Genomic DNA, 25,198 nt, shown 5'->3' with positions numbered 1-25,198 from the left:
CACCCCCAGGCACGACCACCCCACCCCCACCCACGACCCCGGCCCCACCGGCGACCCCCGCGACCCTCACGCTCTCGGCCCCGGTGCTCACGGACGCGGACAAGCGCTGGTGCGAACAGGTCACGATGACCTTCCGCAACACGGGTGGCAAGGCGGCCACTTCGGGGACGGTCACCTTCGCGACGCACATCATCGGCGCGCTGGGCGTCGACTGGGCCACGATCGAGTCCGCCCAACCGTTGCCGACGCCGATCGCCCCGGGGGCGGCGCGGACACACACGTACACGGTCTGCGTGGACTCCTGGCGCGTCCCGCTGGGCATGCGCGTCGACACCCAGAAGGTCACGGCGACGTGGAAGTGACGGGGTGCCGCCGCAGCAAGAGGTTGGCGTCCGTCTCGGCAGTCCAGTCGAACCGCCCCCGAGCCTCGGCCCGACGTACGACCGGCTCCCCACACGCGGCACGCCCCGGTGGCGCGGCCTCGTACTTCAGCGACGATCCGTCCGTCTTGTCACGGCACACCAGACCTATGATGGGCTGAGGGCGGATGCACTGTCAGCCCGTCAAACTGCCGCTCTCACAAGTGACTTGATCGAAGGGTACGGGCATCATGGACAGGCACGATCTAGGTCCCGCGACGTGGATCAAGAACTGCCACAGCAGAGACAAGGGCGGCAACTGCCTCGTCCCCGTACGTGACAGCAAGACGCCCGAGGGCCCCGCGCTCGTCCACGGGAGCCGGGCGTGGGACTCGTTGGTGAGGTCGCTGTGAGCGGGATGCTGCCCAAGGGCACCAAGGTGCTTTCCATCGGGCTGCACCCCCGGTCGCTCGACTACCGCACGATGCCCGAGGGCGTCACGAAGGAGTCGCTCACCGCGCGCATCGAGGCGGCGAACTCCGCCCTCCAGGACGCCGGATTCGACATCGTCACGTGCCTGGTCGACCCCGACCCCGACACCGCCGGGGCGGCGGTCTCGGAGGCGCTCGGCGGTGGGGGGTTCGGGCTGGCGATGATCGGCGGGGGCGTACGGATGATTCCCGAGCACACCCTCGTGTTCGAGCGGGTCGTGAACGCCCTCCTGGAGCACGCGCCCGGCATCCGGCTCAGCTTCAACTCCTCGCCGGAGACCACGATCGACGCGCTGCGCCGCTGGATCGAACCCTAGGCCGAGTTGCTGTTGCCGTTGCCGTTGCCGTTGCCGTTGCCGGGAAACCGCCGGTCACTGGGTGGCAGGTACCGCGTCCGGCCGTTCTCGTCCGTCGTCGGCACGAACCCGGCTGCCTCCAGTTGGGGCGGCAGCGGGCCGCCGTCTCTCGCGTACGGACACTGAGTCCGGTTCGCAGCTGCCAGCGCCTGAGCGTGAGGGCTGGGGTCGGGCACGAGCGAGATCAGGAACGAGCCTCTGCCTACCTGTGCCAGGTCCTCGTAGGCGTACCCGAATTGCTCGGCGACGAAGGCGAGTCGGGTGAGCGTCTTCATGCTCTTCGCCGTGGAGAGGGAGAGCTCGACCGGCTCGCCGCTCTCCATCAGCCGCAGCAGTACCCCCGGTCGTCAGGCGCGTCGATGAGACTGACGCCCCCCCCGGATCAGCTCAGGTTCCCGAGGCCGACCGTTCCTCGTTCAGGCGAGGACCATCGCGGCGACGGCAGGGGCCGCGTACATCAGGGGCCAGGCGACGTGCGGGTACTGGCGGGCGCGGATGACGGTGACGACGGCGCCGGTGAAGTACAGGATCACGCCGATGCCGGCCGCGAGGCCGATCGCGGGGACCCAGAGGCCAACGACGAGGCCTGCGGCGCCGGCGGCCTTGGCGAGTCCGAGCCAGGTCCACCAGGTGGTGGGGACGCCGTACTCGGTGAGGGGCTGGGTGACCCAGGGGGCCTTGATGAAGACCGAGAGCGCCGAGAAGCCGACCATGAACGCGGCGACGGCGGTGACGACGATGTGGGTGGTGGTCATGGCGGGCTCCTGGGTCAGTCGGTCGGTCGTACGCGAGCGCTTCTCGCTCGCACACCCCACTGACGGAGCGCACCGCACATGTGTGACGGGCCCCTTCGGAACTTGTCCTGACCGACCCTCGTGAGCTTCTGGCGTGGCCGCCCTCTTCTCCGAGTGTGGCGGGTGGAGGCGGGGGCCACCGGGCAGCCCGGGCATCGCTCCGGCGGCGGGGCGGGCCATCGGCCCGGTGGGTGGGGGGGGCCGGGCATCGCTTCGGTGGTGGGAGCGGTCTTGGGCCGGCGGGTGGGGGCTCGGCTTGTGGCGGGGCTGGGGGAGTCGGCGCCGCTCGTCCCTGGGTGCGCGGCAGTGACATGGGGCGGCGACGGCCCCGGCTCAGCGACTGCCGCCGGGGCGGCGGTCGGGCTTCATGCCCGGCTGGTCACTCCGGGTGGGTGTGGAGGCGGTCTCCGCCGGGGCGAAAGTCGGATGCTCCGAGGCAGAAACCGGCCCTCGGATCGCCACCCGGGCGCAGAGATTTCGCGCCCGAGGTCGAATGCGTTGGGTGCAGGGGCTGGGCGCCGGGCCAACTTCGCTCGCACTGATCGATGTCAGATGCGCGCGATAGCTTCCCCACATGGGTCTGTACCTGGTGAGCGTTGGCGCGGAGGACTGGTTCGGCGACGAGGAGGACGGGTGGGGCGAGGTCGCTTCAGCCCTCAACGCTGAACTCAGTCGGCGGGGCCTGCCGCCCTACGAGGACGTACCCCCGGAGACGGACTTCGCGCGTGGCTCAGGGCAAGCGTTCGAGGAGAAGCTGGCCCCCTCCATGACCGGGTTGGTCACCTTGTGCGAGACGCACCTGTCACCAGAGGAATCGGAGACCCTCCTTGGCTGGACCGTGCTCGTACCCTTCTCGCTCGACGAGGAGATCTGGCTGCCCATCGAATCCAGCGACTTCGACTCCATGGTCGCCGGCGCCCCTCAGGTCCTACCGCTCGCCGAGAAGCTGGCGACAGCCATCGATCTGCCACGCGAAACCCCGGCAACATGCGACAACCTCGACCTGAGCACGTGGTTCAGGCACCAAGCAAAGGAACTGGCCACTACTCGGCCCGGACCATGGAGCAAGGACCTGGACGCGGCCTTCTACGTCGCACTCTTCCTGCGCGCCGCCCAACACTCGATCCGACGTGGCTGCCCCATGGTCTACAGCTGAGACCCACGTTCCGGCCGACGGGGGCAGGGAGGGGCGAGGGGTTGGTCTCGCCGCTGTAGAAGCGTCGCACGGGGGCCGACGCCCCGTGAGCTGGTGGGTCGGGTTCTCACATGGGTGGGGTCGGCTTCCGTTTTGGTGGGTCTTCGATCGGATCGGGTTCCCAGTACCAGTCTTCCCCTCGGTGGACGGCGCGGCCGGGAACGGGGTTGGGTCCGCCGTCGCGGCCGGCGTGCCAGTGGATGAGGGCGATCACCGCGCCGAGGAAGAGGACCATGCCGAGGCCAATCCACGCTGTCGGGTCGCCTTCGGCAAGGAGTGGCCCGCCTGTGGTCCAGAGGAAGCGTCCGAGCCGCCAGGCCGCCACCACCAGCACATACGCGAGCCCGAGTCCGAAGGGCAGGAAGACCAGCCCGAGGGCCAGACAGCCTTTGTCCACACTCCCGCGCCTCATCGCAGCCCCCTAGCTCCCCCGCCCGCTGCTGGCTGTCGCCGGGGCAGGACATACCCGACCCGGGCAGCCCCGACACCGGGCACCGCCACCGCTTACATCGAGACCGACGCGACCAGGCCGGGGGGTGCACGGAAGTTATGCCGGACCCCCTTCTCGCGAACAGGGCCCCGGACCTCGAAGCGCCGCTCTGACGGCAAGTACGGTGCCCGGCGAACCGATCCCAATGGGTTGCGGGGGCCTCGCCAACGGGAATCGGGGCGGATTGAGGCGGAGGTAGGCCTCGGATCGCCCCTCACGCGCACGCTTCCCCCCGAACTCGCTTCCCGCGCCCCGATATGCCCCGCTTCGACCATGCCTTGCATGCGGATGCTCAGAGTTCGCTGCACTTAGGGCGCGACGAGCGTGCGTATGCCGCCCCTCCCGAAACCAGCTGCTGCCGACGGGCATTCGGGACCCACCGAGCTCGATCGTCGGGGCATGAGCCCCAACCGAGCCTCGGCCGTCGGACGCTGCGCCGGTGCCGTCACCGCCCCACGTCGCTGGCGCCCACCCCGAGCCGACCGGCACCAACTCACCCATCCCTCCGCGGCAAACCGACCCCCCACCTACCGGGTAGCAGCTGCTCCGAGTGCCCGGCCCCCTACCCCACCCCGCGCGAGGTCCCCGCCCCGCCCAGCCAGACCCAAGCCCCACCCACCAGGCGGCGGGCGCTCCCGCGACCGAAGCGACACCCGGCCCCCACTCCACCGGACGCAAGGGACCTGCCCCGCTCGGCTATTGCCGGATCAGACAACGTTCGCCTCGCTGGTGGAGCACGGAGAAGTAATCGGTGGGGTGATGCATGGGAATCTGCCACGATCCTCGGATGGGTGTATTGGATGGGGTGGCAGGCAGGGTTGCTGGCGGGGCCACCGTGACGTTCCGGCCCAGCGGCTCCTCGATGGTCCCGCTGATACGCAGTCGGCAGCAGGTAGTCGTTGCCCCGGTCGACCCGTCGAAGCTGGAGGTCGGAGACATCGTCCTCGCCCGCGTCGCGGGGACGGTCTACTTGCACTTGGTGTGGTCCGTGGACCTCGCCAGGAAGCGGGTGCAGATCAGCAATAACCGTGGCCGCATCAACGGCTGGACCAGCCACGAGCGTGTCTTCGGTATCTGTGTGGCAGTCGACGGCGTCACCCGGTCGGGAATCGTAGGCAAGACGCTCGCGGCCGACTCCGACAACTCCTCCTGAACCTGACGCTCCAACGGCATCGGGCCGCCAAGCTTTACGGGTGGCGATACGAGTGCGCGTTCGCGAGATGACGACGAGGGCCGGCGGTTACTGCGGCTAGTCCGCAGAGGCACGGGCTCCGTGGTGACCTGGCGGCGCGCGCAGATGGTGCTGCTGTCCGCTCAGCGCATGCCGGGCGCGAGGGACTCGTCCCGCCCTGCCGACCCATAAGCCCCACCCACCGGGCGGACGGGCTCATGCCCGGCTGGCCACTCTCGGCGGGTGACCGTCGGGGCCGACCGCCTGGTCCGGGCACTCAGGCCGCCGCCCACGGCTCGTCACGCCAGCCCGGCAGTTCCTCGGACCCGGCCAGAGTTTCCCACCCGGCCGCACGGCCACAGAAGGCCGGGGCCAACTCCCGGATCGCCGTCTGTCTGCACGTTTGCCCCCGAAGTCGGCATCGGGTGCCCAGTTCGCCCGGTAGCAACCATTGCTCGCACGGGTCTGCGCGGAGTTCGCTGCACTTAGGGCAAAGCAACGACCCGCACACTCTCCTCCTGCCCCACCAAGAGCAACCGGCGGGGCATGAAGCCCAGCCGCCCACTCGGCGTCGGTCGCTGAGCCGGGGCCGTCACCGCCCCATCCCACTGCCGCGCACCCAGGACCGACCGCCACCAACTCCCCCACCCCCGCCACAAACCGAGCCCCCACCCACCGGGCCGCAGGCCACCCCCGTGCCGGAGCGATGCCCGGCCCCCACCCCACCGGGCCGCAAGCCGGACTCGCCGCCGCAGCGATCCCCGCCCTTCCCCGTGGCCACGCCCCCGGCCGCCCCCCGAGTAAAAGCAGGCGGCCGGAGGGGGTGGGTCAAGGGGGGCCGTAGGCCATCGCGGAGCGACGCGACCGCAGGGAGCGCCCTTGACGCACCCCCTCCGGCCGCCACACTCAGAACGAGGGCGGCCGAACCAGAAGCCCGCGAAGGGCCCGCCGCCCGACCCGCAAGGAGACCCCAGCGCCTAGAGTCGGTCGCGTGCCCGAGTTCCTCTCCCATCTCCTCGCCGTCCGGGAGTCTTACGACACCGTGGCCGCCGCCTATGCCGGCATGGTGCCGCCCCCCGTCGCGGTTGGATCCGGTGTCACGTGGGATGTTGGACGTGTTCGCCGAGGCCGTGAGGGACGCCGGGGCCGTGGCCGATGTCGGGTGCGGGCCGGGCAAAGTCGCCGCGTATCTGGCCGAGCGCGGGGTGGCCGACGTGTTCGGGGTGGACCTGTCCCCCGGGATGGTCGACCAGGCCCGTCAGGCGTACCCCTATCTGCCGTTCGTCGTCGGGTCTATGACCGCGCTGCCCGTCTCGGACGGGGCGCTGGGTGGCGTACTCGCCTACTACTCCACGCACCACACACCACCAGAGGAACTGCCGCTCGTCTTCGGAGAGTTCCATCGCGTGCTCGCGCCCGGTGGGCATCTGATGCTCGCCGGGCATGTGGGGGACGAGGACGGGGACAGTGACGGCGAGCGGCTCCGGCCGACGGAGGCGTACGGCGGGCTACCCGTGTCGTACACCTCGTACCTCCTCCCGCCCGGACGGATCGCCGAACTCCTCGGGCAGGCCGGGTTCGTGCTCACCGCGCGGCTGACTCAGGAGCCTGGGGAAGGGTCCAAGAGGCGGTTCGGGACCTTCTTCGCCCGGAAGCCCGACGGATGGTGAGGTTCTGAGGCGCCCCGGCGCTCACATGCCTGGGATGTCGTAGCCCGGGTCCGGATGCTGGCGCGGGGTCCACCACTCCGTGAGGCCCCACACCCCGAGCGCCAGCGCGGCCAGGGCCGCGACCGCCGCGGCCCACGGCGGGACGCGCCTGGCGGCCAGGGCCCAGGTGACCACCGGCAGCAGCGCGCCGCCAAGCAGGATGAGCGGCAGGTCGACGAAGAGCACGGTCAGGTCGCGGGCATGGCTCTCGAATCCGCCGTCGAGACTGAACGCGGCCCTTGGCACCCAGACGACCAGCCCGACCGCGGCGCCGAGGACGGCGAGAACGTTCCTGACGACTGCCCGGCGCTCGCCCTTCAGCTCCACACCGGCCTGGACGCGGCGGCTCGACGGACGGTTGCAGAGGCCGGTGACGGAGACCGGTTACGGAGCCCGGTTACGGAGGTCGATGTCAGGACCGTTTCTTGGCCCCGAGCCCGCGCTCGGGGTGCAGCAGCGCCTCCAGGCCGCCCTCCTCGCCGAGCGGGCCGGGCTCCTCAGCGAACTGCGGACTGCGGACTGCGAACTGCCCTGAGCACCGCACACCAGGTTCCCCAACTTCCCCACCTTCCACGTCGAAGGGCGAGGCCCTGGACGACCCTCGGCCCTCGACCCTCGACCCTCGGCCCTCGGCCCTCCCACGTCCTCACCCAGGTGAGTGGATCACACCGTCCATGCAGCTCAGCGGGGCCGAGCCGTGGGCCCGCAGCCGCGGGCAGGGCCGGAGTCTGTGGACCGTCACGCAGGACGCCCCGATCCGAGAGGTCTCCATGTCCACATTCACTGGTCTGCGAAGAACCCTGGGGCGCGGAGGACTCGCGGTCGTCGCGGGTCTGGCGCTGGTGCTCGCTCTTCCCGGAGCCGCACTGGCCGCCCCGGGAGATCTGGATCCCGGCTTCGGGGGCGACGGCACGGTGCTCACCGACGCCGGCGGCGAGGAGGCGGGCAACGACGTGGTGGTGCAGTCCGACGGCAAGGTCGTCGTCGTCGGCACCGACGCGCCGGACTCGCTCGGAAACTTCGCGCTGGTCCGCTATCTCACGGACGGCAGTCTGGACTCCACCTTCGGCAGCGGTGGACGGGTGTCCACCGACATCGGCGGCTTCGTCGACAACGCCGAGGCGGCCGTGGTGCAGTCCGACGGCAAGATCGTCGTGGCGGGGAGCTCCGGTACGGGCTTCGAGGAGTGCTGCAGGTTCACGGTGGCTCGCTACACCGCCACCGGCAGCCTGGACACGACGTTCGGTGACGGCGGCGTCGCGTTCCTCAGCGCGTTCGGTCAGCCCGCGTCGGCCATGGACGTGGCGGTGCGTTCGGACGGCAGGATCGTCGCCGCCGGATACACCGGCGGCCTCTTCGCGGCGGCCCGCCTCCTGGCGGACGGCACCCCGGACGCCACCTTCGACGGCGACGGCATGGTGACCACGGACCCGGCCCCGAGCCTGGAGGAGGGCGGAACGGGCCGCTCACTCGCCCTGCAGTCCGACGGCAAGATCGTCGTCGGCGGCGATGTGGGAACCACTCGCTTCGACTTCATGCTGATGCGGTACAACGCCGACGGCAGCCTGGACACCGGGTTCAGCGGTGACGGCATGCAGCGCACCGATTTCGGCGCGTACGAGGGCGCCGAGGAGGTGGCGGTCCAGGCCGACGGCAAGATCGTCGCCATGGGGAACACCGACGCGGACGCCGCGGTGGTTCGGTATCTCGCCGACGGCAGCCTTGACACGAGCTTCAGCGGTGACGGCCGGGTGACCACCGCCGGTGGAGCCGCCAGGGACGGGGTCGTTCAGTCCGACGGCAGAATCGTCATCGCGGGCAGGGGTGGCGACGGCGGCGACTTCGGGCTGATCCGCTACAACACCGACGGCGCTCCGGACCCCGGCTTCGGGACCGGCGGCCGGGTGACTACGTCGTTCGACGGCGCCGACATCGCCAACGGGGTCGCGCTGCAGTCCGACGGCAAGATCGTCGCGGCCGGCAACGGCGGGCCGAACACCGACTTCGCGGTCGCTCGCTACGAAGGCGGCGGAGGCGCCCCGACGCCGCCTTCGGTCGACATGTCGGTGACGAAGACCGGGCCCGGCACGATCAGCATCGGTGACCAGGCCACGTACACGATCCGGGTGACCAACAACAGCACGACGGCGACGGCCACCGCGGCCTCGGTCTCCGACACGCTGACCGGCGGCTCCGGAACCCTGCTGTCGGCCACGCCCAGCCAGGGCGGCCCGTGCACCGTCAACCCCACGACGATGACGTGTCCGCTGGGCAACCTTGCCCCGGGGGCCTCGGCCACCATCACGGTGGTCGCGGAGCCGCGTGCCACCGGCACGCTGACGGACTGGGTGGCGACGGCGGCGGTCGAGGCCGATCCGGTGCCCGCCAACAACAACGCCAACGCCGCCACCACCGTGAACAACGCCCGCGGCTGCACGATCATCGGCACGAGCGGCTTCGAGACGCTCAACGGGGGATTCGGCAACGACGTCATCTGCGCGCTCAGCGGCCACGACACCGTCAACGGCGGAGGCGGCAACGACACCGTGTACGCCGGACCCGGCAACGACCTGGTCAACGGTGGCAACGGAGCCGACCGCCTGATCGGCCAGAGCGGCAACGACCGTCTCAACGGCGACGCCGGCAACGACAACCTCGACACCCGTGACAGCGTCACCGGCAACGACGCCGCCTACGGCGGAACCGGCACCGACACCTGCACCACCGACACCGGCGACTTCCGCAACAGCTGCCCGTAGCGGGACGATCCGGCCGACATGGCCGATCCGGCCGATCCGGCCGGTACGACTGCCCCGGCCAACCCGGCCGATACGACTGACCCGGCCGATCCGGCCCGGAAGACCGTCACCGGAGCCCCCGAAGGGTTCCGGTGACGGTTCACGTCGGGCGCCAGGCCCAAGGCCGGAGTTCGACTGTCAGGCCAGGGCCAGCCAGCCCACGGCCGCCAGGACCACGATCGCGGCGATCACGCCGACGATGAGGCCCACGCGGGGGCCGGAGGACTGGGGCGCCGCGGCCTGACGGCCGCCGCCGCTCTGCGGGCCCTCGTCGACGAAGGCGCGGAACATCTGGGTGCTGCCGGCCGGGTCGTAGTTGCCCTCGGGGCCGGGGCCCTGGCCGTACGGTGCTTGGGGGTTGTGTGCCATGAGCCTGGACCCTAGCGAACCCCGGCTCCCGCCCCCAAGCCCCGGCCTCCACCCCGTCCCATCTGGCACCGGTCCGGCACTCGTCCGGCACGTCTCCCTCTCCTTCACCACACACAGCCGTTCACGACACACAGCCTCCCCCCGCCTTTGCCGATTCTTTAGCGCGGTTTGACCGATTTAGTTTGCCTGGAGCAACCATCCATCTCTATGGTTGCCCTAAGCAACAAGATGGGACAGGTCGTGGACAAGCCCAACCGGTACGAGAACCTCGCCCGCCAGGTGAGCGCCATCGGCGCGGTCAAGCGCGGCATGGCACGGTCCCTGCCCGCCGACTGCCCCGGTGGATCCGCCATCGTCCTCGCCCTCCTCAAGCACGACGGGGACATGCGGATGAGCCGGATCTCGGAGCGGATGGCGGTCGACATGTCCGTCAGCAGCCGGCACGTCTCCCACACCGTCGAACGCGGCTGGGTCGAACGGCTTCCCGACCCCGCCGACAAACGCTCCCGGATCCTGCACCTCACCGCCGAGGGCAGGGAGAAGCTCGACGAACTCGACCGCAGGCTGACCGCGATGCTCACCCGCAACCTCGCGGACTGGTCCGACGACGACGTCGAACTCCTCACCCACCTCCTCGCCCGTCTCCGCGACTCCTTCGGCGACTGCCGCGCCCACCACGCGTAGACGCACCCCCAAGGCACCCCCAAGGCCCCCCCAACGCACCCCAACGCACCCCAACGCACTCCACGAGCACGCCACGTAAGAGCAAAGGACGTCCATGGCCACGACCACACCCGCCCCGTCGAAACAGGCGGGCGGCCACCCCTCCGACGGTGCGGCACCCATGTCGCACCGTCAGATCATGGAGGCGCTCTCCGGGCTGCTGCTCGGCATGTTCGTCGCCATCCTGTCCTCCACGATCGTCTCCAACGCCCTGCCGGAGATCATCAAGGACCTCGGCGGCGGCCAGTCCGCGTACACCTGGGTCGTCACCGCCGCGCTTCTCTCGATGACCGCGACCACCCCCCTCTGGGGCAAGCTCGCGGACCTCGTCTCCAAGAAGCTGCTGGTCCAGATAGCCCTGGTCATCTACGTCGCCGGCTCGGTCGTCGCCGGTCTCTCCCAGAACACCGGCATGCTCATCGCCTGCCGTGTCGTCCAGGGCATCGGCGTCGGCGGTCTGACCGCGCTCTCCCAGATCATCCTGGCCGCGATGATCGCCCCGCGTGAGCGCGGCCGGTACAGCGGCTACCTCGGCGCCACCTTCGCCGTCGCCACCGTCGGCGGACCGCTGCTCGGCGGCGTCATCACCGACACCGACTGGCTCGGCTGGCGCTGGTGCTTCTACGTCGGCGTGCCCTTCGCGCTGATCGCGCTCCTCGTCCTCCAGAAGACGCTGAAGCTCCCGGTCGTGAAGCGCGAGGTCAAGGTCGACTGGGCGGGCGCGTTCATGATCAGCGCCGCCGTGTCGCTCCTCCTCATCTGGGTGACCTTCGCGGGCGACAAGTACGACTGGATGTCCTGGCAGACGGCCGCGATGGTCGGCGGTTCCCTCGTCCTCGGCGCGCTCTTCCTCCTCATCGAGTCCAAGGCCAGCGAGCCGATCATCCCGCTGCGCCTCTTCCGCAACCGGACCATCACCCTCGCCTCGCTCGCCTCGCTCTTCGTGGGCGTCGCGATGTTCGCGGGCACGGTCTTCTTCAGCCAGTACTTCCAGCTGGCCCGGAACGAGTCGCCGACGATGTCCGGCGTCCTGACCATCCCGATGATCGCCGGTCTGTTCGTCTCCTCGACCGTCTCCGGCATGGTCATCACCAAGACCGGCCGCTGGAAGGCCTGGCTGGTCAGCGGCGGCGCACTGGCCGCCGGTGGCCTCGGGCTGCTCGGCACCATCCGCTACGACACCGAGTACTGGCACATCGCGCTCTTCATGGCGGTCCTCGGCCTCGGCCTCGGCATGATGATGCAGAACCTGGTGCTCTGCACGCAGAACCAGGTCGCCCCGGCCGACCTCGGCGTCGCCTCCTCCGTCGTCACCTTCTTCCGCTCCCTCGGCGGTGCGGTCGGCGTCTCGGCGCTCGGCGCGGTCATGGCCCACCGGGTCACCGACTACGTCAAGGACGGCATGGCCGAACTCGGCCCGAAGGCCGCCGCGGCGATGGGCCAGGGCGGCGGGGCGGGCTCCGGCTCGATCCCGGACATGGACGCGCTGCCGGCTCCGATCCGTACGGTCATGGAGAGCGCGTACGGACACGGTGTCGCGGACGTCTTCCTCTACTCGGCGCCGTTCGCGCTGCTCGCCTTCGTGGTGACGCTCTTCATCAAGGAGGTCGCGCTGAAGAGCAACAGCACGACCACGGAAGGCTGACAAAGACTCCCGGCCGCGCTTCGAGCGGAGGCGCGGCCGGGTCGAGTACGGAGCGGCGGGCAGGGGACGGCCCGCCGCTCCGTCATTTCCTCTTACGCCTCCGGGAGATCTGCTTCCCGCGCGACCATGACCTCAATCCCCGCGACCAGCACGTCGAGGGCGTAGTCGAAGTCGCGGTCCCAGATCTCGGTGACGCTGCCGTGCGAGGCCCGCTCGTCGAGGAGTTCCGTCATCGGTTCGAGCGCTTCGACGAAGCTCGGATCGTCGCGGAAGGCCTTGATCGCCTCGCCGTAGAAGTCGTCCTGCGACATGCCGACCTCGGCCGCCCGGCGCCCGAACTGGGACTCCATCGTCCCGTACCCGTACACGAACTGGAAGACCGACGACATGGCGCTCGGCTGCCGGCTCACCGGCAGGCCGGTGTCCCGGATCGCCTCCTGGATCTTGGCGCCGACGGCGATGGCGTGCGGGCCGATGTTCAGGTACTGGCCGGCGATCGGCGACATCCACGGGTGGCGCACCAGCATCCGCCGGTAGTCCAGGGCGAGTACGCGGATCCGGTTCTGCCAGTCCCCGGCGGCGTCGACCGCGCCGAGGTCGATCTCCCCGTACACGGAGTCGACGGCGAACTCGATGATGTCGTCCTTGGTGTCCACGTACCAGTACAGGGACATGGCCGTGACGCCCAGTTCGGTCGCCAGCTTGCGCATGGAGAGGCCGGCCAGGCCCTCCTCGTCCAGCATCCGGATCGAGGTCGTCACGATCCGTTCGCGGTCGAGGCCGGCCGGGCCGCCTCCGCTGCGCGGAGTGCGCTGCTCCAGCCACACGCTGGAACGCGCCGGGTTCTTGGCCCGGTCGGCGGCCTTGACCATCGCGTTCCTCCGTGTGCTCACGTTCAGCGGTCCTTCACCGTCACCATGCTATTCAGCCGCCGCCGTCTTCTCCGACCGCTCCTCCGGCTTCTCCTGCGCCTTCTCCTCCGGCTTCCCCTGCGCCTTCTCCTCCGGCTTCCCCTGCGCCTTCTCCTCCGACCGCTCCGCCCGCTTGAGCAGCGCCGCCGCCAGCAGACCGCCGGCGAAGACGGAGATCGCGCCGACCAGCTGGCTGGTCTGCAGCCCGGAGGCGAACGCGTCCGAGATCGCCGCCCGCTCGGCGTCGCTCCCCGCCGCCGCGAGCGCCGCGGGCAGCGAGGTCGCGGTGACCGCGACGAGCGCCGCGAACCGGGCGTTGAGTACGGCCCCGAGGACGGCGACGCCCAGGCCGTTGCCGAACTCGGCGAGGGTGCCGTTGATGCCGGCGCCCACGCCCGCCTTCTCCGGCGGGATGGCGCTCATGATCGCGTTGGCCATGGCCGGGGAGGAGACCGCGATGCCCGCGCCCATCAGGACGAGGCCGAGCAGCATGCCCCAGTAACTCCCGTCCGTACCGCCGCCGAGCACGGCGATCGACAGCAGACCGCCGGAGACGAGCGTCATGCCGAGCAGGACGGCCGGGGGCGTACCGATCTTCATGACGAGGCGCGGGCCGAGGCCGGTCAGGTTGAGGCCGACGATCGTCAGGGCGAGCGGGGCCATCCGCAGACCGGCCTCCAACGGCTCGTAGCCGAGGACGAACTGCAGGTGCTGGGTGAGGAGGAAGAGCGAGCCGCCCATGCCGAAGACGACGAGCAGCGAACCGCCGATGGCGCCGATGAACTTCTGGTTCCGGAAGAAGTGCATGTCGAGCATGGGGTACGGGATGCGCAGCTCCCACAGCGCGAAGGCGCCGAGGACGAGGACGCCGACGGCGGCCGGGACCAGCACCTCCGCCGAGGTCCAGCCGTGCTCGGGGCCGGTGATGATCGCGTACACGACCGCCACCATGCCGATGGTGGAGAGCAGCGCGCCGAGCAGGTCGGGGCGGTCGCCCTGCGGGTTCTTCGACTCCGGTACGAGCTTGATTACGGCGACGAGGCCGATGAGCGCGACCGGGATGTTGATGAGGAAGATCATTCCCCACCAGTAGTGGTTGAGGATGACGCCGCCGATCAGCGGTCCGGCGGCGAAGCCGAGCGAGCTGACGGTGGACCAGAGGGCGATGGCCTTGACCCGCTCGGAGTCGTCGAAGATCTGCATGACGACGGCGAGCGTGGTGGTCATGAGCAGCGCGCCGCCGACGCCCATGCCGGCCCGGGCGGCGATCAGCTGGCCGGTGGACTCGGCGAGTCCGGCGGCGAGCGAGCCGAGGCCGAAGAGCGCGAGGCCGAGGGCGAGGAGCTTCTTGCGGCCGTAGCGGTCGGCGGCGTTGCCGGCGGTGAGCAGCAGGCCGGACTGGACGAGCGAGTAGGCGTTGATCATCCACTGGATGTCGCTGGTGGAGGCGTTGAGCTCCGAGGTCAGCGAGGGGATGGCGACGCTGAGGACGGTGTTGTCGAGCAGCACGGTGAGCTGGGCCAGGCAGATGACGCCGAGGATCAGCCAGCGCTGCGGGTGGCCGCCGGTGGCGGCGGGGGGTGAGGACTCGGTGGTCGTCGTCGCCGTCATGGGCGGCACTCCTTGTACGGTGTACGGGGCTTGAGCTCGTACACCGTACAAGGGACTCTCGTACGCTGTATAGCGATTACTTGGGGGCCGTCAGGTCGTAGAGGGTGGCGCCGTCGACGGTGACTTCCTTGAAGGTGGACGAGACCCAGCTGGAGATCTCCGAACCGCCTCCGCCCATACCGCCGCCCATGCCACCGCCCATACCGCCGCCTTCGCCTCCGCCGACGAAGTAGTGGATCTTGCCCTGGGCCACGTACTGCTTGAACTGGGCGAGGGTCGGGGACGGGTCGCTGCCGTTGAAGCCGCCGATGGCCATCACCGGCTTCTCGGTGGCGAGCTGGTAGCTGGCGGCGTTCTGCGCGCCGATCGCGGCCGCGACCCAGGTGTAGTCGTCGGCATCGGCAAGGAGCGCGGCCTTGGCCTTCGCGCCGACGGAGGCTCCGTTGAGGAGACCGCCCATGCCGCCTCCGCCACCACCGAATCCACCGCGCTCCATGGCGCCTTGAGGCGGTGTGCCGCCGGGCATCTGACCCTGACCCTGGCCCTGACCACCGGGCATCTGCCCCTGCGGCGGGGTCCCGCCGGGCATCTGCCCCTGCCCCATGCCTCGTCCGCCGCCACCGTCCATCCGCATGCCGCCCTCGCCGCCGGCGCCGTCAGCACCACCCGGCAGCCGACCGCCCATGCCACCCGGCCCGCCCATCCCCCGCCCGCCCGCGGGCCCGGCGGTCACGATCGAGCCCTGGTGGCCGGTGCTCAGCGTCTCCACGGTGTACGCGAACGGCCCCGCGAGCCCCGCCGCCAGGCCGAGGCCCGCGATCCCGAGCCCGATGCGCCGGTCGAGCCGCCCGGCGAGCAGCAGGCCGAGCGCGGCGAGCGAACCCGCGATCAGAACCGTCCAGCGCAGCCACGGCAGCCAGTCGGGCGTCCGGCCGAGCAGGACGTACGCCCAGACCGCCGTCGCCGCGACCGTCACCGCGAGGGCCGCCGAGGCAAGGAACCGGCCCCGTTCCTCCCACAGCACGCTCGCGCCCATGCCGACGAGAGCGGCGACGTACGGGGCGAGGGCCACCGTGTAGTACTCGTGGAAGATGCCGGCCATAAAGCTGAACACGGCCAGCGTGAGCAGCAGCGAACCGCCCCAGACCAGGAACGCGGACCGGGCCGTGTCCGTACGGGACGAGCGCCAGGTGATCACCAGACCCGCCACGAGCAGGATCAGCGCGGCGGGCAGCAGCCAGGAGATCTGGCCGCCGACGGCGTCGTTGAACATCCGCCCGATGCCGGTCTCACCCCAGCCACCGCCCCCGCGGCCACCACCGCCGCCACCGCCACCACCCACGCTGCCGGTCTCGTTGCCGTTGATCCGGCCCAGCCCGTTGTAGCCGAAGGTGAGCTCCAGGAAGCTGTTGTTCTGTGAGCCACCGATGTACGGGCGCGAGCCGGTCGGCCAGAGCTCGACGAGCGCCACCCACCAGCCGGCCGACACGATCATCGCGAGCCCGCCGAGCGCCAGTTGGCCCATCCGGCGGCCGAACCCGGCCGGTGCGCACACCGCGTACACGACCGCGAGCGGCGGCAGGATCAGGAACGCCTGGAGCGTCTTGGCGAGGAACGCGAAGCCGAACGCGACCCCCGCCCACACCAGCCACTTCGCCCCACTCTTCGCGTCCTCAAGGGCGCGCAGTACGCAGTACACGGCGACGGTCATCAGCAGTGCCAGCAGCGCGTCCGGGTTGTTGAAGCGGAACATCAGCGCCGCGACCGGGGTGAGCGCGAGGACCGCGCCCGCGATCAGCCCGGCGCCCGCGCCGAACCGGCGCCGTACCGCCGCGTACAGGACGGCGACCGTCGCCACCCCCATCAGCACCTCCGGCAGCAGGATCTGCCAGGAGCCGAGCCCGAAGAGGCGTACGGACAGGGCCATCGGCCAGAGCGCGGCCGGCGGCTTGTCGACGGTGATGGCGTTGGCCGCGTCGAGCGAGCCGAAGAAGAAGGCCTTCCAGCTCTCGCTGCCGGCCTGGACGGCGGCGGAGTAGAAGGAGTTGGCGTAACCGGAGGCGCTCAGGTTCCAGACGTAGAGCGCGGTGGTGACGGCGAGGAGGGCCAGGAACGCGGGGCGCACCCAGGGCGCGTCCTCGATCCGGCCGCGCCAGAGGCGGGCGGGGCGGCTGCGGGGCGGGGCGGCGTGCGCCCCCGCGCTGTGCGCGACCGAGGTCGTGGTCGTCGTCATCGGGTGTTCCTTGATGAGGAGGAGAGGGAGGCGTCCGGGAAGACCCAGAGCCGGAAGAGGAGGAAGCGCAGGACGGTCGCGGCGAGGTTGGCGACGATCAGGACGGCGAGTTCGGTGGAGTGCGCCGGGTCACCGGTGGCCGCGCCGAGCGCGGCGAGCGAGCCGCTCGTCAGGGCGAGGCCGATGCCGAAGACGACGAGCCCCTGCGCCTGGTGGCGTACGGCCCGGTCCCGGCCCCGTACGCCGAAGGTGAGGCGGCGGTTGGCCGCCGTATTGGCGACGGCGGACACCAGCAGAGCGGCGGCGTTGGCGAGTTGGGAGCCGACCCCGAGCCGGAAGGCCGAGTACAGGGCGAGGTAGAAGAGGGTGGACAGCGCGCCGACGACACAGAAGCCGACGAGCTGCCGGGCCAGTCCGCCCGGTACGCCCGTCAGTTGGCGGTCGCGCGGGTCGTCGCCGAAGGGGCGGGCGAGCCGGTCGAGCGGCAGGGAACCGGTCGCGAGGGCCCGGCCGACCCGCCAGACGCCCTTCAGGTCGTCCGTCGCGGTCTTGACGATGTGGACGGTGGAGTCGGGGTCGTCGACCCAGTCGACGGGCACCTCGTGGATGCGGAGCCCGGCGCGTTCGGCGAGGACCAGCATCTCGGTGTCGAAGAACCAGCCGGTGTCCTCGACCATCGGCAGCAGCCGCTCGGCGACCTCGCCCCTTATCGCCTTGAACCCGCACTGCGCGTCGGAGAACCGGGCGGCGAGCGAGCCGCGCAGGATCAGGTTGTAGGCGCGCGAGATGAACTCCCGCTTCGGCCCGCGCACGACCCGCGAGGAGCGGGCGAGCCGGGAGCCGATCGCGAGATCGGAGTGGCCGGAGATGAGCGGCGCGACGAGCGGGAGGAGCGCGTTGAGGTCGGTGGACAGGTCCACGTCCATGTACGCGAGGACGGGCGCGTCCGACTGCGACCAGACCGTACGCAGCGCCCGGCCGCGCCCCTTCTGCTCGAGCCGTACGGACCGCACCTCCGGCAGCTTCTCGGCGAGCGCCACCGCCACCTCGGGGGTCCGGTCGGTGGAGGCGTTGTCGGCGATCGTGACGCGGAAGCCGTACGGGAAGGTGCGCGTGAGGTGGTCGTGGAGCCGCAGGACGCACGGCTCCAGGTCCTTCTCCTCGTTGTAGACGGGGATGACCACGTCGAGGACGGGCCGCCCGCCGGTCGTGCCGCCGGCCGCTCCGACGGGGAAGTGCTCCCGGGCGGGGAGATGCTCCCGGGCGGGGAGATGCTCCCGGGCGGGGAGATGCTCCCGGGCGGGGAGGGCGCCGATACCGGAGTCGGGTCCCGCGATCGTTTGGGTTCGCATGACACAGACCCTCGCCAGGGCGGCTGTCACGGCTGTGTGATGAGCCTGTGGGCAGGCTGTGAGTCGAGACTGGACCCGCCCGAACTACGTTGCCCGTGGCAGCCGTACGACGAAGACGGTCCGCCCCGGCCGGCTGCTGACCTCGACGTCACCGCCGTGCGCGACCGCCACCGCACGCACGATGGCGAGGCCGAGCCCGGTGCTGCTCATGCCCTCGCTACGGCGGGTCCGGGCGGCGTCGCCGCGGGCGAACCGTTCGAAGACGGAGGGCAGCAGCTCGGCCGGGATGCCGGGCCCGTCGTCCTCGACCTCGACGAGCGCGGAGCCGCCCTCGGCGCGCACGCGGGCGGTGACGGTCGTGCCGGGTGGGGTGTGGGTACGGGCGTTGCCGAGGAGGTTGAGCAGCACCTGGTGGAGCCGGGCGCCGTCGCCGCGCACGGTCACGGCACCCCCCTCCCCACCGTCGGGCAGTTCGAGCCGCCACTTGTGGTCCTGGCCGGCCGCGCGGGCGTCGGAGAGGGCGTCCACGACCAGGGGCGCGAGATCAGTGCTCTCGTACGAGAGCGGGCGTCCGGCGTCGAGCCGGGCGAGGAGGAGCAGGTCCTCCACGAGCCCGGTCATCCGGGTCGCCTCGGACTCGATGCGCCCGAGCGCGTGCCGGGTGTCGGGCCCGCACTCCTCGCGGCCGCGCCGGGTCAGCTCCGCGTAGCCGCGGATCGAGGCCAGCGGGGTGCGCAGCTCGTGACTGGCGTCGGCGACGAACTGCCGTACCCGCGTCTCGCTCTGCTGGCGCGCGTGGAGCGCCGAGTGGACATGGTCGAGCATCCGGTTGATGGCGGCGCCGACCTGCCCGACCTCGGTCCGCGGATCGGCCTCGGGGACGCGGTGGTGGAGCGCGGGTTCGCCGCTGTGGAGGGTCAGTTCGGAGACCTGGGTGGCGGTCGCGGCGACCCTCCGGAGCGGGCGCAGCGCGATCCCGACGACGGCGCTCCCGGCGAGCGAGGCGGCGAGGAGACCGGCGCCCGTGACGCTCACCTCGACGAGGATGAGGGTGGAGAGGGATCCCTGGAGCTCGTCGAGGGGCAGCCCGACGAGGACGTCGGCGTCGCGCCCGGAGACGTACGAGACGCGGTAGTCGCCGAGCCCCGGCAGCTCGACGGTGTGCGGCCGCCCGTCGCGGGACGCGCCGGCGAGCGCTGCGCGCTGCGCGTCGTCGAGCGGGTTGACGGTGGCCTTCGGCCCGTACCCGGCCTGCTCTATCTCGACGGAACGGTCGGCCGCGCCCAGCGTGCCGCCCTCTCCGACCACCGCGCCGACCGTGCCGAGCGGGGCGCCGGGACCGAGGACGAAGGCGAGCGGGTCGCGGTCCGGGTCCCCGGAGACGCGCATCGAGGGCGGCGGGCCCTGGGCGCGGTTCGCGACGTTCCGCAGCTGGTCGTCGGCCTGGTCGTACAGGTACGACCGGAAAGCTATCGTCGTGACCGTCCCGATGACGGCGGAGACGATCGCGATGAGGGTGACGGCGGAGACGACGAGCCGCGTACGGAGCGACCACGACCGGGGCGACCGGAACATCGGACGTACCTCTCCCACTCCCCGGCTTCCTACTCCCCCGGCTTGATCAGATAGCCCGCACCGCGCCGCGTGTGGATCATCGGGGCGCGCCCGGCGTCGAGCTTCCGGCGGAGGTAGGAGATGTACAGCTCGACGACGTTGGCCTGGCCGCCGAAGTCGTACGACCACACCCGGTCGAGGATCTGGGCCTTGCTGAGGACCCGGCGCGGATTGCGCATCAGGTAGCGGAGCAGCTCGAATTCGGTCGCGGTGAGGTGGATCGATTCGCCCCCGCGCGTGACCTCGTGGCTGTCCTCGTCCAGGGTCAGGTCCCCGACGACGAGCACCGACTCGCTGCGCGCCTGGGCGGCGCCGGACCGCCGGATCAGACCGCGCAGCCGCGCCACGACCTCCTCCAGGCTGAACGGCTTGGTGACGTAGTCGTCGCCACCGGCCGTGAGCCCGGCGATCCGGTCCTCCACGGCGTCCTTGGCGGTCAGGAAAAGCACCGGCACCTCGGGCAGGTCGCGCCGAAGCCGGCCGAGGAGAGAGAGCCCGTCCATGTCGGGGAGCATGACGTCGAGGACCACGGCGTCGGGCCGGAACGCCCGGGCCACCCGCAGCGCCGAGGCCCCGTCGCCCGCGCTGTCGACCTGCCAGCCCTCGTAGCGCAGGGCCATCGAGAGCAGCTCGGCGAGCGAGGCCTCGTCGTCCACGACGAGGACGCGGACGGCGGAACCGTCGGGCCGGAGCATGTCGGTACGCCCCTGGGGCTTGGTCGCGGGTGTCATGGGACCACGGTGGAGGGGCGTACTGAGATCTCCCTTTCCGTTCCCTGTGAATTCCCTGAGAAGTAGCGCCTTCAGACCCCAGGCCTCAGACCTCAGGCACTCAGGCACTCAGGCACTCAGGCAAGGGAGAGGAGCGCGGCCCCATTCCCGTACAGAACACTCCGCAGCCAGTCGTCACCGAGCCCGAGGCGTTCGAGGGCGTGGAGCTGGTGGACATACGGGTAGGGGATGTTGGGAAAGTCGGTGCCGAGGAGGATGCGGTCCCGCAGTTCTCGCAGCCGGGACAGCTCGGCGACGGGGAACGGCGCGAGGCGTTCGCTGAAGTCGGTGAAGGCCATGGTGGTGTCCAGATGGACGCCGTCGTACCGCTCGGCGAGGTCGAGGAAGTCGGCGTACTCCGGCATCCCCATGTGCGCGACGATCACCCGCAGCCGGGGGTGCCGGGCGAGGAGCTGCCCCATGGGCCCGGGCCCGGTGAACTTGCCGGGGACGGGCCCGGAGCCGCAGTGGACGACGACGGGCACGCGCGCATCGGCAAGCGCTCCCCAACTACCATCGAGCGAAGCCTCGTTGGGATCGAATCCCCCCACCTGAAGGTGAACCTTGAACACCCGGGCGCCGGAGTCGAGCGCCCGCTCGACGTACGCGGTCGCGCCGGGTTCGGCGTAGAGGGTGGCGGTGTGGAGGCAGTCGGGCGTACGGGCGGCGAAGTCGGCGGCCCAGCTGTTGAGCCACTCGGCCATGCCGGCCTTGTGCGGATAGAGCATCGAGGTGAAGGCGAGCACCCCGAACTCCCGGAGGAGCGCCACCCGGCGCTCCTCCTCCTCGCGGTAGGTGATCGGCCACTCGACACCGGTCAGGGGGCCGACGGCGTCGAAGTAGGCCCAGACCTTGTCGAGGACGTTCTGGGGCATGAAGTGGGCGTGGACGTCGACGAACCCGGGGATGCCGAGCCGCGAGGCGAACTCCCGCGGCGTCTCGCCCTCGCGTGGCGTCTCGCCCTCCCGCGCCGACTCAGCGCTCAAAGCCGTAACTCCGCTCGACCTTGCCGATGTGAAGGCTGTAGCTCTCGTACCACTCCTCCCGCCCGCGCCGCTTCGCGGCCTGGTGCTCGGCGTTGTCCCGCCAGGCGTCGAGGGAGGCCAGGTCGCGGAAGTACGCGACGGAGATGGCGATGCCGCCGGGGGTACGGGCGGACTCGTACCCGAGGAAGCCGGGAAGGGCGCTGACGATCTCCTGCATACGGGCGCCGGTCTCGGCGTATCCCTCGGGAGCTTCGGGACGGATCGAGGTGAAGACAGCGGTGTAGTAGGGCGGTTCGAGGCCCGCCACCAGGTTCGGGGTCATGTGGATCACCCTCCGCCGGGCGGGGTGGGCGTGTCCATAAGGGCCGCCGGAAGGGATCCAAGTCTTTACTCCGGGCGGTCAGGGCGGAAAGAGCGTCTCTTGGAAGTCGAGGTCGACGCTCCTCACAGGCACGGTGACGGAGGCGGCCGTCTCGGCGCCCGGATTCACCAGCGCCCACCCGCGCACGAGCCGGGTGTCGAGGGCGAGGCAGCGCCCGCCGCGATGGTCGCGCCCGTCGCCTTCGGCGAGGATGTGGAGGTCGGGACCGGCAGCGGCGAGGAGGCGGCCGGCGACGACGCCGCCGTCGACGAGTTCGGTGACGGTGCCGGAGAGCGGCGGCAGGCCGGCGAGCCCGAAGACCTCGCCGTGGTCGTACGCGCGGAACTCCAGCCGTTCCAGGGTCTCGGCCCATCCGGCGAGCGCGGTGGCCCGCCCGTACAGCTCCTCGATCTCGCGGCGGCGCGCGTCGGGGCCGGGCAGGTCGTGCCGTACGGCGCGCTTACGGTCGTACGGGATCCGGTCGGGCACCTTGAGGGCGTGCCGCAGCAGTTCCTCGGTCCGGCGGGCGGCCATGAGCGGCCCGCGCCCGAGCCAGCTGAAGGCGACGGCGCCCTGCTCCAGGAGGCGGGCGTCGCCGCGCTCCTCGGCGGTGATCCCGACCTTGGTCATGCCGGGCCCGAACCAGGCGAGGTACACGCGGTACGGCCGGGGGTCGTCGGCGATGGTGTCGGCGGCGACGGAGTGGGCCCGGTCGAGACGGGCGCACTCGGGGCACTGGCCGCCGGTGGCGCGGGCGGGGACGGTCGCGGCGAGGGGGCAGGGGTTCGCGCGGGCGCCGGGGCAGAGCCGGGGCCCGACGGCACGGAAGGCGAGGACCTGCCCGTACGCGAGCGGGGACACGCGCCCGCCTTCCCACCGCAGACCGGGCACACCACCGGCCCACCGCATCCCGGCACACCGCCACACCACGCGCAGCCTCCGTCCTACGTCCTACGCCCTACCCTCGCGAGGGTGTCCAGTCTCCCCGAAGCCCTCTACGTCCGTTTCCAGTCCCCGACGAGAAGCGGGCGGGGCCACTTCCCGGGCGTCTTCGCCCTGACGAACGGGCTGGCGCGGGAGGGCAGGCTGTCGGCGAAGGATCGTGTACGCGGACGAGGCCCAGGTGGTGGCGGTCCTGGACGGGGTTGCCCGTCCCCCACGGCGGAACGTAAATCCTGCCTACGGCAGGAGATAGATCCGCGCCCCGTCGTCGGCGACGGCGCTCTCCCGGACGCAGCCGCGCTCGACGAGGAGCCCGACGCAGTCGCGTACGCGCTCGACGGCGAGCCCGGTGCGCCGGGCGATGTCCTCGAGGCGGTACCGGGCGCCGCCGCGCACGAGGGCGGGGGCGAGGCAGGCGGCGACGGCGTGCACGTCACCCGTGACCGCGCGGTGGTCGGCCTGCCAGGAGTCGAGGAGCTCCTGCGGCGAGACGGAGTGGCGCGAGCGCTGAACGGGAACGTTGAGGAACCCGGCGTCCGTCTCGGCCCGTACGACGATGTCGACGAGCTGGGGAGGCATGACGTACCCCCAGTGGGCGGTCGAGGGTTCGAGGCCGTACGAACCGTCGCGCTGGATGCCGGCGACGACCTCGGAGACCCAGGCCTTGAAGGGCGCGCAGGCGGGCTTGGTGCCGGTGATGACGAGCTGGACGAGCCCTTGGAGGTCGAGCATCTTCATCGACTTGCGCAGCCCGCTCCCCGCGAGCACACGCGCGACCTCCTCTCCACAGACCCCGCGCACGAGCTCACCGAGCATCCGCTGCCGGGCGGCCGCCACATGGACGAGCACCGCCTGCCGGGTGTTGACGTACCCCAGCTGCCCCGCGGCGTCGGCGGCGGGAAACCAGTGCGTCCCGTCCGGCATCGTCAGCCGCCGCACCCGCGCACCGGTCGCGGCGAGCACGAAGTCGCCGATGTCGATCGCGTCCGCGTCCCCGTATCTCTGCTCGTCGTCGTCCATCGAGCACCACCTCCACCAGGGACGCTAGGCCGATGGCATATTCAACTGTCATGGAATGGGGGGACGTTCACCCGAAGGTGGCACAGCGGATCCTCAGGCACCCAGGGATCGCCATGCCGATGGAGGTCCATGCCAAGGCGAGCGAGGAAGCTGTACGCGCCGCGATCGGCAAGCTGTACACCCAGGAAACGCAAGAGGCCCGGACTCTCGTCCGGGCCTCTCAGCTGCTGTGCACTCGGCAGGATTCGAACCTGCAACCTTCTGATCCGTAGTCAGATGCTCTATCCGTTAAGCTACGAGTGCTTGTGCTTCTCGGCTTTTTTCTTGCCGGTCGGCGTTGCGTGGACAACATTACATGACCTGCGGCGTAGCGCGAAATCCATTAGCCAGACCCCCTCTGACCTGCGGAAACGTGATCCTGGGGCATCCGGGGCGGGCCCGGGCGGTGGCGCGTCGGCGGGTCGCGGCGGGTGGGTTCGGGCGGGGAGCGGGGGTGGAACGGCCGAAGCCCCGGCCGTGTGGGCCGGGGCTTCGGGGGTGGTGCGGAGGCGGAGGGATTTGAACCCTCGATGGGCTTTAAGGCCCAAACCGCATTAGCAGTGCGGCGCCATAGACCGGACTAGGCGACGCCTCCATCCGCACCGTCGCGCGGGCGCGAGTGGTGCGTGCAGATGATGACACAGGCGAGCCTGCTGTCACCAATCGCTTCTCACCGTACTAGTCCTCCGGGGCGGAGAGCAAAGCCCGTCGGCGCACCCCGCTTGCGCAACGAACGGCGGTACGGAGCGTTAGAGGGGCGGGGCCCGGCCCCCGGGACCCGGCCTACCCTCTGCCCCCTGGAGTTCCCATGCTGCGACGTCTCGTCCTCGCCTCCCTCGTCACCTCCGCCGCCGGCGTCGGCGCGCTCGGGCCCTTGCCCCTGCCGCTGCTCTCCTCGCCCGACGCGCTCACCGTGACCATCTCCAAGAGCGGGCATCGGAGTGCCGACGGGACCTTCAAGCTCGAGTGCGCAGAGAAGGACGGCAAGGCCGGTGGGGATCATCCCGCCGCCGCCGGCGCCTGTTCGCGGCTCGCCGAGCACGCCAAGGCGGGGACCGACCCGTTCGCGCCCGTCGCGAAGGACCGGATGTGCTCCCTCCAGCACGGCGGGCCCGCCGTCGCGCACATCACCGGCGAGTGGCGGGGACGTACCGTCGATGCCCGTTTCTCCCGCGCCAACGGCTGCGAGATCGACCGCTGGGACAACCTCACGCCCGTGCTGCCCCACCTGTCCCACGTGCGGGGATGAGGTGAGGATG

The 25,198-nt window shown here is 71.0% G+C and carries 25 protein-coding genes, 2 tRNA genes and 1 pseudogene; 11 read left to right on the top strand and 17 right to left on the bottom strand.

Annotated features, from left to right (window positions below; all coding sequences use genetic code 11):
* Positions 1–83: 83 nt before the first annotated feature.
* The 3 genes from ACWCO8_RS13295 to ACWCO8_RS13285 all read left to right on the top strand — a co-directional run bounded on the left by ACWCO8_RS13295 (position 84) and on the right by ACWCO8_RS13285 (position 1,167).
* Positions 84–362 carry a hypothetical protein gene (locus tag ACWCO8_RS13295; protein ID WP_451032312.1) on the top strand — a complete coding sequence of 93 codons (279 nt, stop codon included), beginning with the start codon at positions 84–86 and terminating at the stop codon, positions 360–362.
* A 248-nt stretch (positions 363–610) separates the two neighbouring features.
* Positions 611–772 carry a DUF397 domain-containing protein gene (locus tag ACWCO8_RS13290; protein WP_451032311.1) on the top strand — a complete coding sequence of 54 codons (162 nt, stop codon included), beginning with the start codon at positions 611–613 and terminating at the stop codon, positions 770–772.
* Complete coding sequence (locus ACWCO8_RS13285) at positions 745–1,167, top strand: hypothetical protein (RefSeq protein ID WP_451032310.1); 423 nt, start codon at positions 745–747, stop codon at positions 1,165–1,167. Before ACWCO8_RS13290 ends, ACWCO8_RS13285 begins: the two co-directional genes overlap by 28 nt.
* On the opposite strand, the gene ACWCO8_RS13280 is transcribed toward ACWCO8_RS13285, so the two are convergent.
* A complete protein-coding gene (locus ACWCO8_RS13280; protein WP_451032309.1) occupies positions 1,164–1,529 on the bottom strand; it encodes a hypothetical protein in 366 nt (121 codons plus the stop codon). The genes ACWCO8_RS13285 and ACWCO8_RS13280 overlap by 4 nt on opposite strands.
* Positions 1,530–1,622: 93 nt before the next feature.
* Positions 1,623–1,961, bottom strand: a complete 339-nt coding sequence (locus tag ACWCO8_RS13275) for a DoxX family protein (RefSeq protein WP_451032308.1) — start codon at positions 1,959–1,961, stop codon at positions 1,623–1,625.
* A gap of 613 nt (positions 1,962–2,574) precedes the next feature.
* Between ACWCO8_RS13275 and ACWCO8_RS13270 the strand changes: the two genes are divergently transcribed.
* Positions 2,575–3,156, top strand: coding sequence for a hypothetical protein (locus tag ACWCO8_RS13270; protein WP_451032307.1), 582 nt, complete (start codon positions 2,575–2,577; stop codon positions 3,154–3,156).
* Positions 3,157–3,262: 106 nt separating this feature from the next.
* Here the strand turns inward: ACWCO8_RS13270 and ACWCO8_RS13265 are convergent, their stop codons facing one another.
* Positions 3,263–3,592 carry a hypothetical protein gene (locus ACWCO8_RS13265; protein ID WP_451032306.1) on the bottom strand — a complete coding sequence of 110 codons (330 nt, stop codon included), beginning with the start codon at positions 3,590–3,592 and terminating at the stop codon, positions 3,263–3,265.
* Between the two features lie 880 nt (positions 3,593–4,472).
* On the opposite strand from ACWCO8_RS13265, the gene ACWCO8_RS13260 reads away from it, so the two are divergent.
* On the top strand, positions 4,473–4,838 hold the full coding sequence (locus ACWCO8_RS13260; RefSeq protein WP_451032305.1) for a S26 family signal peptidase: 366 nt from the start codon (positions 4,473–4,475) through the stop codon (positions 4,836–4,838).
* A gap of 1,009 nt (positions 4,839–5,847) precedes the next feature.
* Positions 5,848–6,526: pseudogene (locus ACWCO8_RS13255) on the top strand (class I SAM-dependent methyltransferase).
* Between the two features lie 21 nt (positions 6,527–6,547).
* Here the strand turns inward: ACWCO8_RS13255 and ACWCO8_RS13250 are convergent.
* A complete protein-coding gene (locus tag ACWCO8_RS13250) occupies positions 6,548–6,886 on the bottom strand; it encodes a hypothetical protein (protein WP_451032410.1) in 339 nt (112 codons plus the stop codon).
* An 88-nt stretch (positions 6,887–6,974) separates the two neighbouring features.
* Between ACWCO8_RS13250 and ACWCO8_RS13245 the strand changes: the two genes are divergently transcribed.
* Both ACWCO8_RS13245 and ACWCO8_RS13240 read left to right on the top strand, forming a co-directional pair.
* Positions 6,975–7,100: a hypothetical protein gene (locus tag ACWCO8_RS13245; protein ID WP_451032304.1), complete on the top strand. Its 126-nt coding sequence runs from the start codon at positions 6,975–6,977 to the stop codon at positions 7,098–7,100.
* A gap of 235 nt (positions 7,101–7,335) precedes the next feature.
* Positions 7,336–9,324 (top strand): calcium-binding protein, encoded by a 1,989-nt coding sequence (locus ACWCO8_RS13240; RefSeq protein ID WP_451032303.1) that lies wholly within the window; start codon positions 7,336–7,338, stop codon positions 9,322–9,324.
* Positions 9,325–9,501: 177 nt separating this feature from the next.
* Here ACWCO8_RS13240 and ACWCO8_RS13235 read toward each other — a convergent pair whose 3' ends face one another.
* Positions 9,502–9,732: a hypothetical protein gene (locus ACWCO8_RS13235; RefSeq protein WP_451032302.1), complete on the bottom strand. Its 231-nt coding sequence runs from the start codon at positions 9,730–9,732 to the stop codon at positions 9,502–9,504.
* 207 nt (positions 9,733–9,939) lie between these two features.
* Between ACWCO8_RS13235 and ACWCO8_RS13230 the strand changes: the two genes are divergently transcribed.
* Positions 9,940–10,416: a MarR family winged helix-turn-helix transcriptional regulator gene (locus ACWCO8_RS13230; protein WP_451032301.1), complete on the top strand. Its 477-nt coding sequence runs from the start codon at positions 9,940–9,942 to the stop codon at positions 10,414–10,416.
* 94 nt (positions 10,417–10,510) lie between these two features.
* Entirely contained in the window at positions 10,511–12,100 is a 1,590-nt protein-coding gene (locus tag ACWCO8_RS13225) for an MFS transporter (protein ID WP_451032300.1), read from the top strand.
* A gap of 92 nt (positions 12,101–12,192) precedes the next feature.
* On the opposite strand, the gene ACWCO8_RS13220 is transcribed toward ACWCO8_RS13225, so the two are convergent.
* From ACWCO8_RS13220 to ACWCO8_RS13165, 12 genes are all read right to left on the bottom strand, one after another.
* The gene (locus ACWCO8_RS13220; protein ID WP_451032409.1) at positions 12,193–12,972 is read right to left on the bottom strand and encodes a TetR/AcrR family transcriptional regulator; all 780 of its coding nucleotides are present in this window, start codon (positions 12,970–12,972) and stop codon (positions 12,193–12,195) included.
* 48 nt (positions 12,973–13,020) lie between these two features.
* Positions 13,021–14,622, bottom strand: coding sequence for an MFS transporter (locus tag ACWCO8_RS13215; protein WP_451032299.1), 1,602 nt, complete (start codon positions 14,620–14,622; stop codon positions 13,021–13,023).
* Positions 14,623–14,698: 76 nt separating this feature from the next.
* Positions 14,699–16,855 carry an ArnT family glycosyltransferase gene (locus ACWCO8_RS13210; protein ID WP_451032298.1) on the bottom strand — a complete coding sequence of 719 codons (2,157 nt, stop codon included), beginning with the start codon at positions 16,853–16,855 and terminating at the stop codon, positions 14,699–14,701.
* Positions 16,852–18,207, bottom strand: coding sequence for a glycosyltransferase (locus tag ACWCO8_RS13205; RefSeq protein ID WP_451032297.1), 1,356 nt, complete (start codon positions 18,205–18,207; stop codon positions 16,852–16,854). Before ACWCO8_RS13205 ends, ACWCO8_RS13210 begins: the two co-directional genes overlap by 4 nt.
* 84 nt (positions 18,208–18,291) lie before the next feature.
* Entirely contained in the window at positions 18,292–19,782 is a 1,491-nt protein-coding gene (locus tag ACWCO8_RS13200; RefSeq protein WP_451032296.1) for a sensor histidine kinase, read from the bottom strand.
* Between the two features lie 29 nt (positions 19,783–19,811).
* Positions 19,812–20,552 carry a response regulator transcription factor gene (locus ACWCO8_RS13195; RefSeq protein WP_451032295.1) on the bottom strand — a complete coding sequence of 247 codons (741 nt, stop codon included), beginning with the start codon at positions 20,550–20,552 and terminating at the stop codon, positions 19,812–19,814.
* Between the two features lie 116 nt (positions 20,553–20,668).
* A complete protein-coding gene (locus ACWCO8_RS13190; RefSeq protein WP_451032294.1) occupies positions 20,669–21,577 on the bottom strand; it encodes an amidohydrolase family protein in 909 nt (302 codons plus the stop codon).
* Positions 21,567–21,899: an antibiotic biosynthesis monooxygenase family protein gene (locus ACWCO8_RS13185; RefSeq protein ID WP_451032293.1), complete on the bottom strand. Its 333-nt coding sequence runs from the start codon at positions 21,897–21,899 to the stop codon at positions 21,567–21,569. Before ACWCO8_RS13185 ends, ACWCO8_RS13190 begins: the two co-directional genes overlap by 11 nt.
* A gap of 78 nt (positions 21,900–21,977) precedes the next feature.
* Positions 21,978–22,847, bottom strand: coding sequence for a DUF2797 domain-containing protein (locus ACWCO8_RS13180; protein ID WP_451032408.1), 870 nt, complete (start codon positions 22,845–22,847; stop codon positions 21,978–21,980).
* Between the two features lie 270 nt (positions 22,848–23,117).
* Complete coding sequence (locus tag ACWCO8_RS13175; protein ID WP_451032292.1) at positions 23,118–23,900, bottom strand: BRO-N domain-containing protein; 783 nt, start codon at positions 23,898–23,900, stop codon at positions 23,118–23,120.
* Between the two features lie 230 nt (positions 23,901–24,130).
* A tRNA-Arg gene (locus tag ACWCO8_RS13170) sits at positions 24,131–24,203 on the bottom strand.
* A gap of 240 nt (positions 24,204–24,443) precedes the next feature.
* Positions 24,444–24,534, bottom strand: a tRNA-Ser gene (locus tag ACWCO8_RS13165).
* A gap of 213 nt (positions 24,535–24,747) precedes the next feature.
* Between ACWCO8_RS13165 and ACWCO8_RS13160 the strand changes: the two genes are divergently transcribed.
* On the top strand, positions 24,748–25,188 hold the full coding sequence (locus tag ACWCO8_RS13160) for an SSI family serine proteinase inhibitor (protein WP_451032291.1): 441 nt from the start codon (positions 24,748–24,750) through the stop codon (positions 25,186–25,188).
* Positions 25,189–25,198 lie beyond the last annotated feature (10 nt).

The sequence above is a fragment of the Streptomyces sp. NPDC001927 genome (assembly GCF_053594455.1).
Note: the sequence above shows the minus strand (reverse complement) of the source record. Positions and strands in the feature narration are given on the sequence as shown.

Excerpts from the sequence above, each read along its gene's own strand:
- ACWCO8_RS13290 (WP_451032311.1), top strand. The coding sequence starts at position 611 with ATGGACAGGCACGATCTAGGTCCCGCGACGTGGATCAAGAACTGCCAC.
- ACWCO8_RS13280 (WP_451032309.1), bottom strand. The coding sequence starts at position 1,529 with ATGGAGAGCGGCGAGCCGGTCGAGCTCTCCCTCTCCACGGCGAAGAGC.
- ACWCO8_RS13275 (WP_451032308.1), bottom strand. The coding sequence starts at position 1,961 with ATGACCACCACCCACATCGTCGTCACCGCCGTCGCCGCGTTCATGGTC.
- ACWCO8_RS13270 (WP_451032307.1), top strand. The coding sequence starts at position 2,575 with ATGGGTCTGTACCTGGTGAGCGTTGGCGCGGAGGACTGGTTCGGCGAC.
- ACWCO8_RS13260 (WP_451032305.1), top strand. The coding sequence starts at position 4,473 with ATGGGTGTATTGGATGGGGTGGCAGGCAGGGTTGCTGGCGGGGCCACC.
- ACWCO8_RS13245 (WP_451032304.1), top strand. The coding sequence starts at position 6,975 with ATGTCAGGACCGTTTCTTGGCCCCGAGCCCGCGCTCGGGGTGCAGCAG.
- ACWCO8_RS13240 (WP_451032303.1), top strand. The coding sequence starts at position 7,336 with ATGTCCACATTCACTGGTCTGCGAAGAACCCTGGGGCGCGGAGGACTC.
- ACWCO8_RS13235 (WP_451032302.1), bottom strand. The coding sequence starts at position 9,732 with ATGGCACACAACCCCCAAGCACCGTACGGCCAGGGCCCCGGCCCCGAG.
- ACWCO8_RS13230 (WP_451032301.1), top strand. The coding sequence starts at position 9,940 with ATGGTTGCCCTAAGCAACAAGATGGGACAGGTCGTGGACAAGCCCAAC.
- ACWCO8_RS13225 (WP_451032300.1), top strand. The coding sequence starts at position 10,511 with ATGGCCACGACCACACCCGCCCCGTCGAAACAGGCGGGCGGCCACCCC.
- ACWCO8_RS13220 (WP_451032409.1), bottom strand. The coding sequence starts at position 12,972 with ATGGTCAAGGCCGCCGACCGGGCCAAGAACCCGGCGCGTTCCAGCGTG.
- ACWCO8_RS13215 (WP_451032299.1), bottom strand. The coding sequence starts at position 14,622 with ATGACGGCGACGACGACCACCGAGTCCTCACCCCCCGCCGCCACCGGC.
- ACWCO8_RS13210 (WP_451032298.1), bottom strand. The coding sequence starts at position 16,855 with ATGACGACGACCACGACCTCGGTCGCGCACAGCGCGGGGGCGCACGCC.
- ACWCO8_RS13205 (WP_451032297.1), bottom strand. The coding sequence starts at position 18,207 with ATGCGAACCCAAACGATCGCGGGACCCGACTCCGGTATCGGCGCCCTC.
- ACWCO8_RS13200 (WP_451032296.1), bottom strand. The coding sequence starts at position 19,782 with ATGTTCCGGTCGCCCCGGTCGTGGTCGCTCCGTACGCGGCTCGTCGTC.
- ACWCO8_RS13195 (WP_451032295.1), bottom strand. The coding sequence starts at position 20,552 with ATGACACCCGCGACCAAGCCCCAGGGGCGTACCGACATGCTCCGGCCC.
- ACWCO8_RS13185 (WP_451032293.1), bottom strand. The coding sequence starts at position 21,899 with ATGACCCCGAACCTGGTGGCGGGCCTCGAACCGCCCTACTACACCGCT.
- ACWCO8_RS13180 (WP_451032408.1), bottom strand. The coding sequence starts at position 22,847 with ATGCGGTGGGCCGGTGGTGTGCCCGGTCTGCGGTGGGAAGGCGGGCGC.
- ACWCO8_RS13175 (WP_451032292.1), bottom strand. The coding sequence starts at position 23,900 with ATGGACGACGACGAGCAGAGATACGGGGACGCGGACGCGATCGACATC.
- ACWCO8_RS13160 (WP_451032291.1), top strand. The coding sequence starts at position 24,748 with ATGCTGCGACGTCTCGTCCTCGCCTCCCTCGTCACCTCCGCCGCCGGC.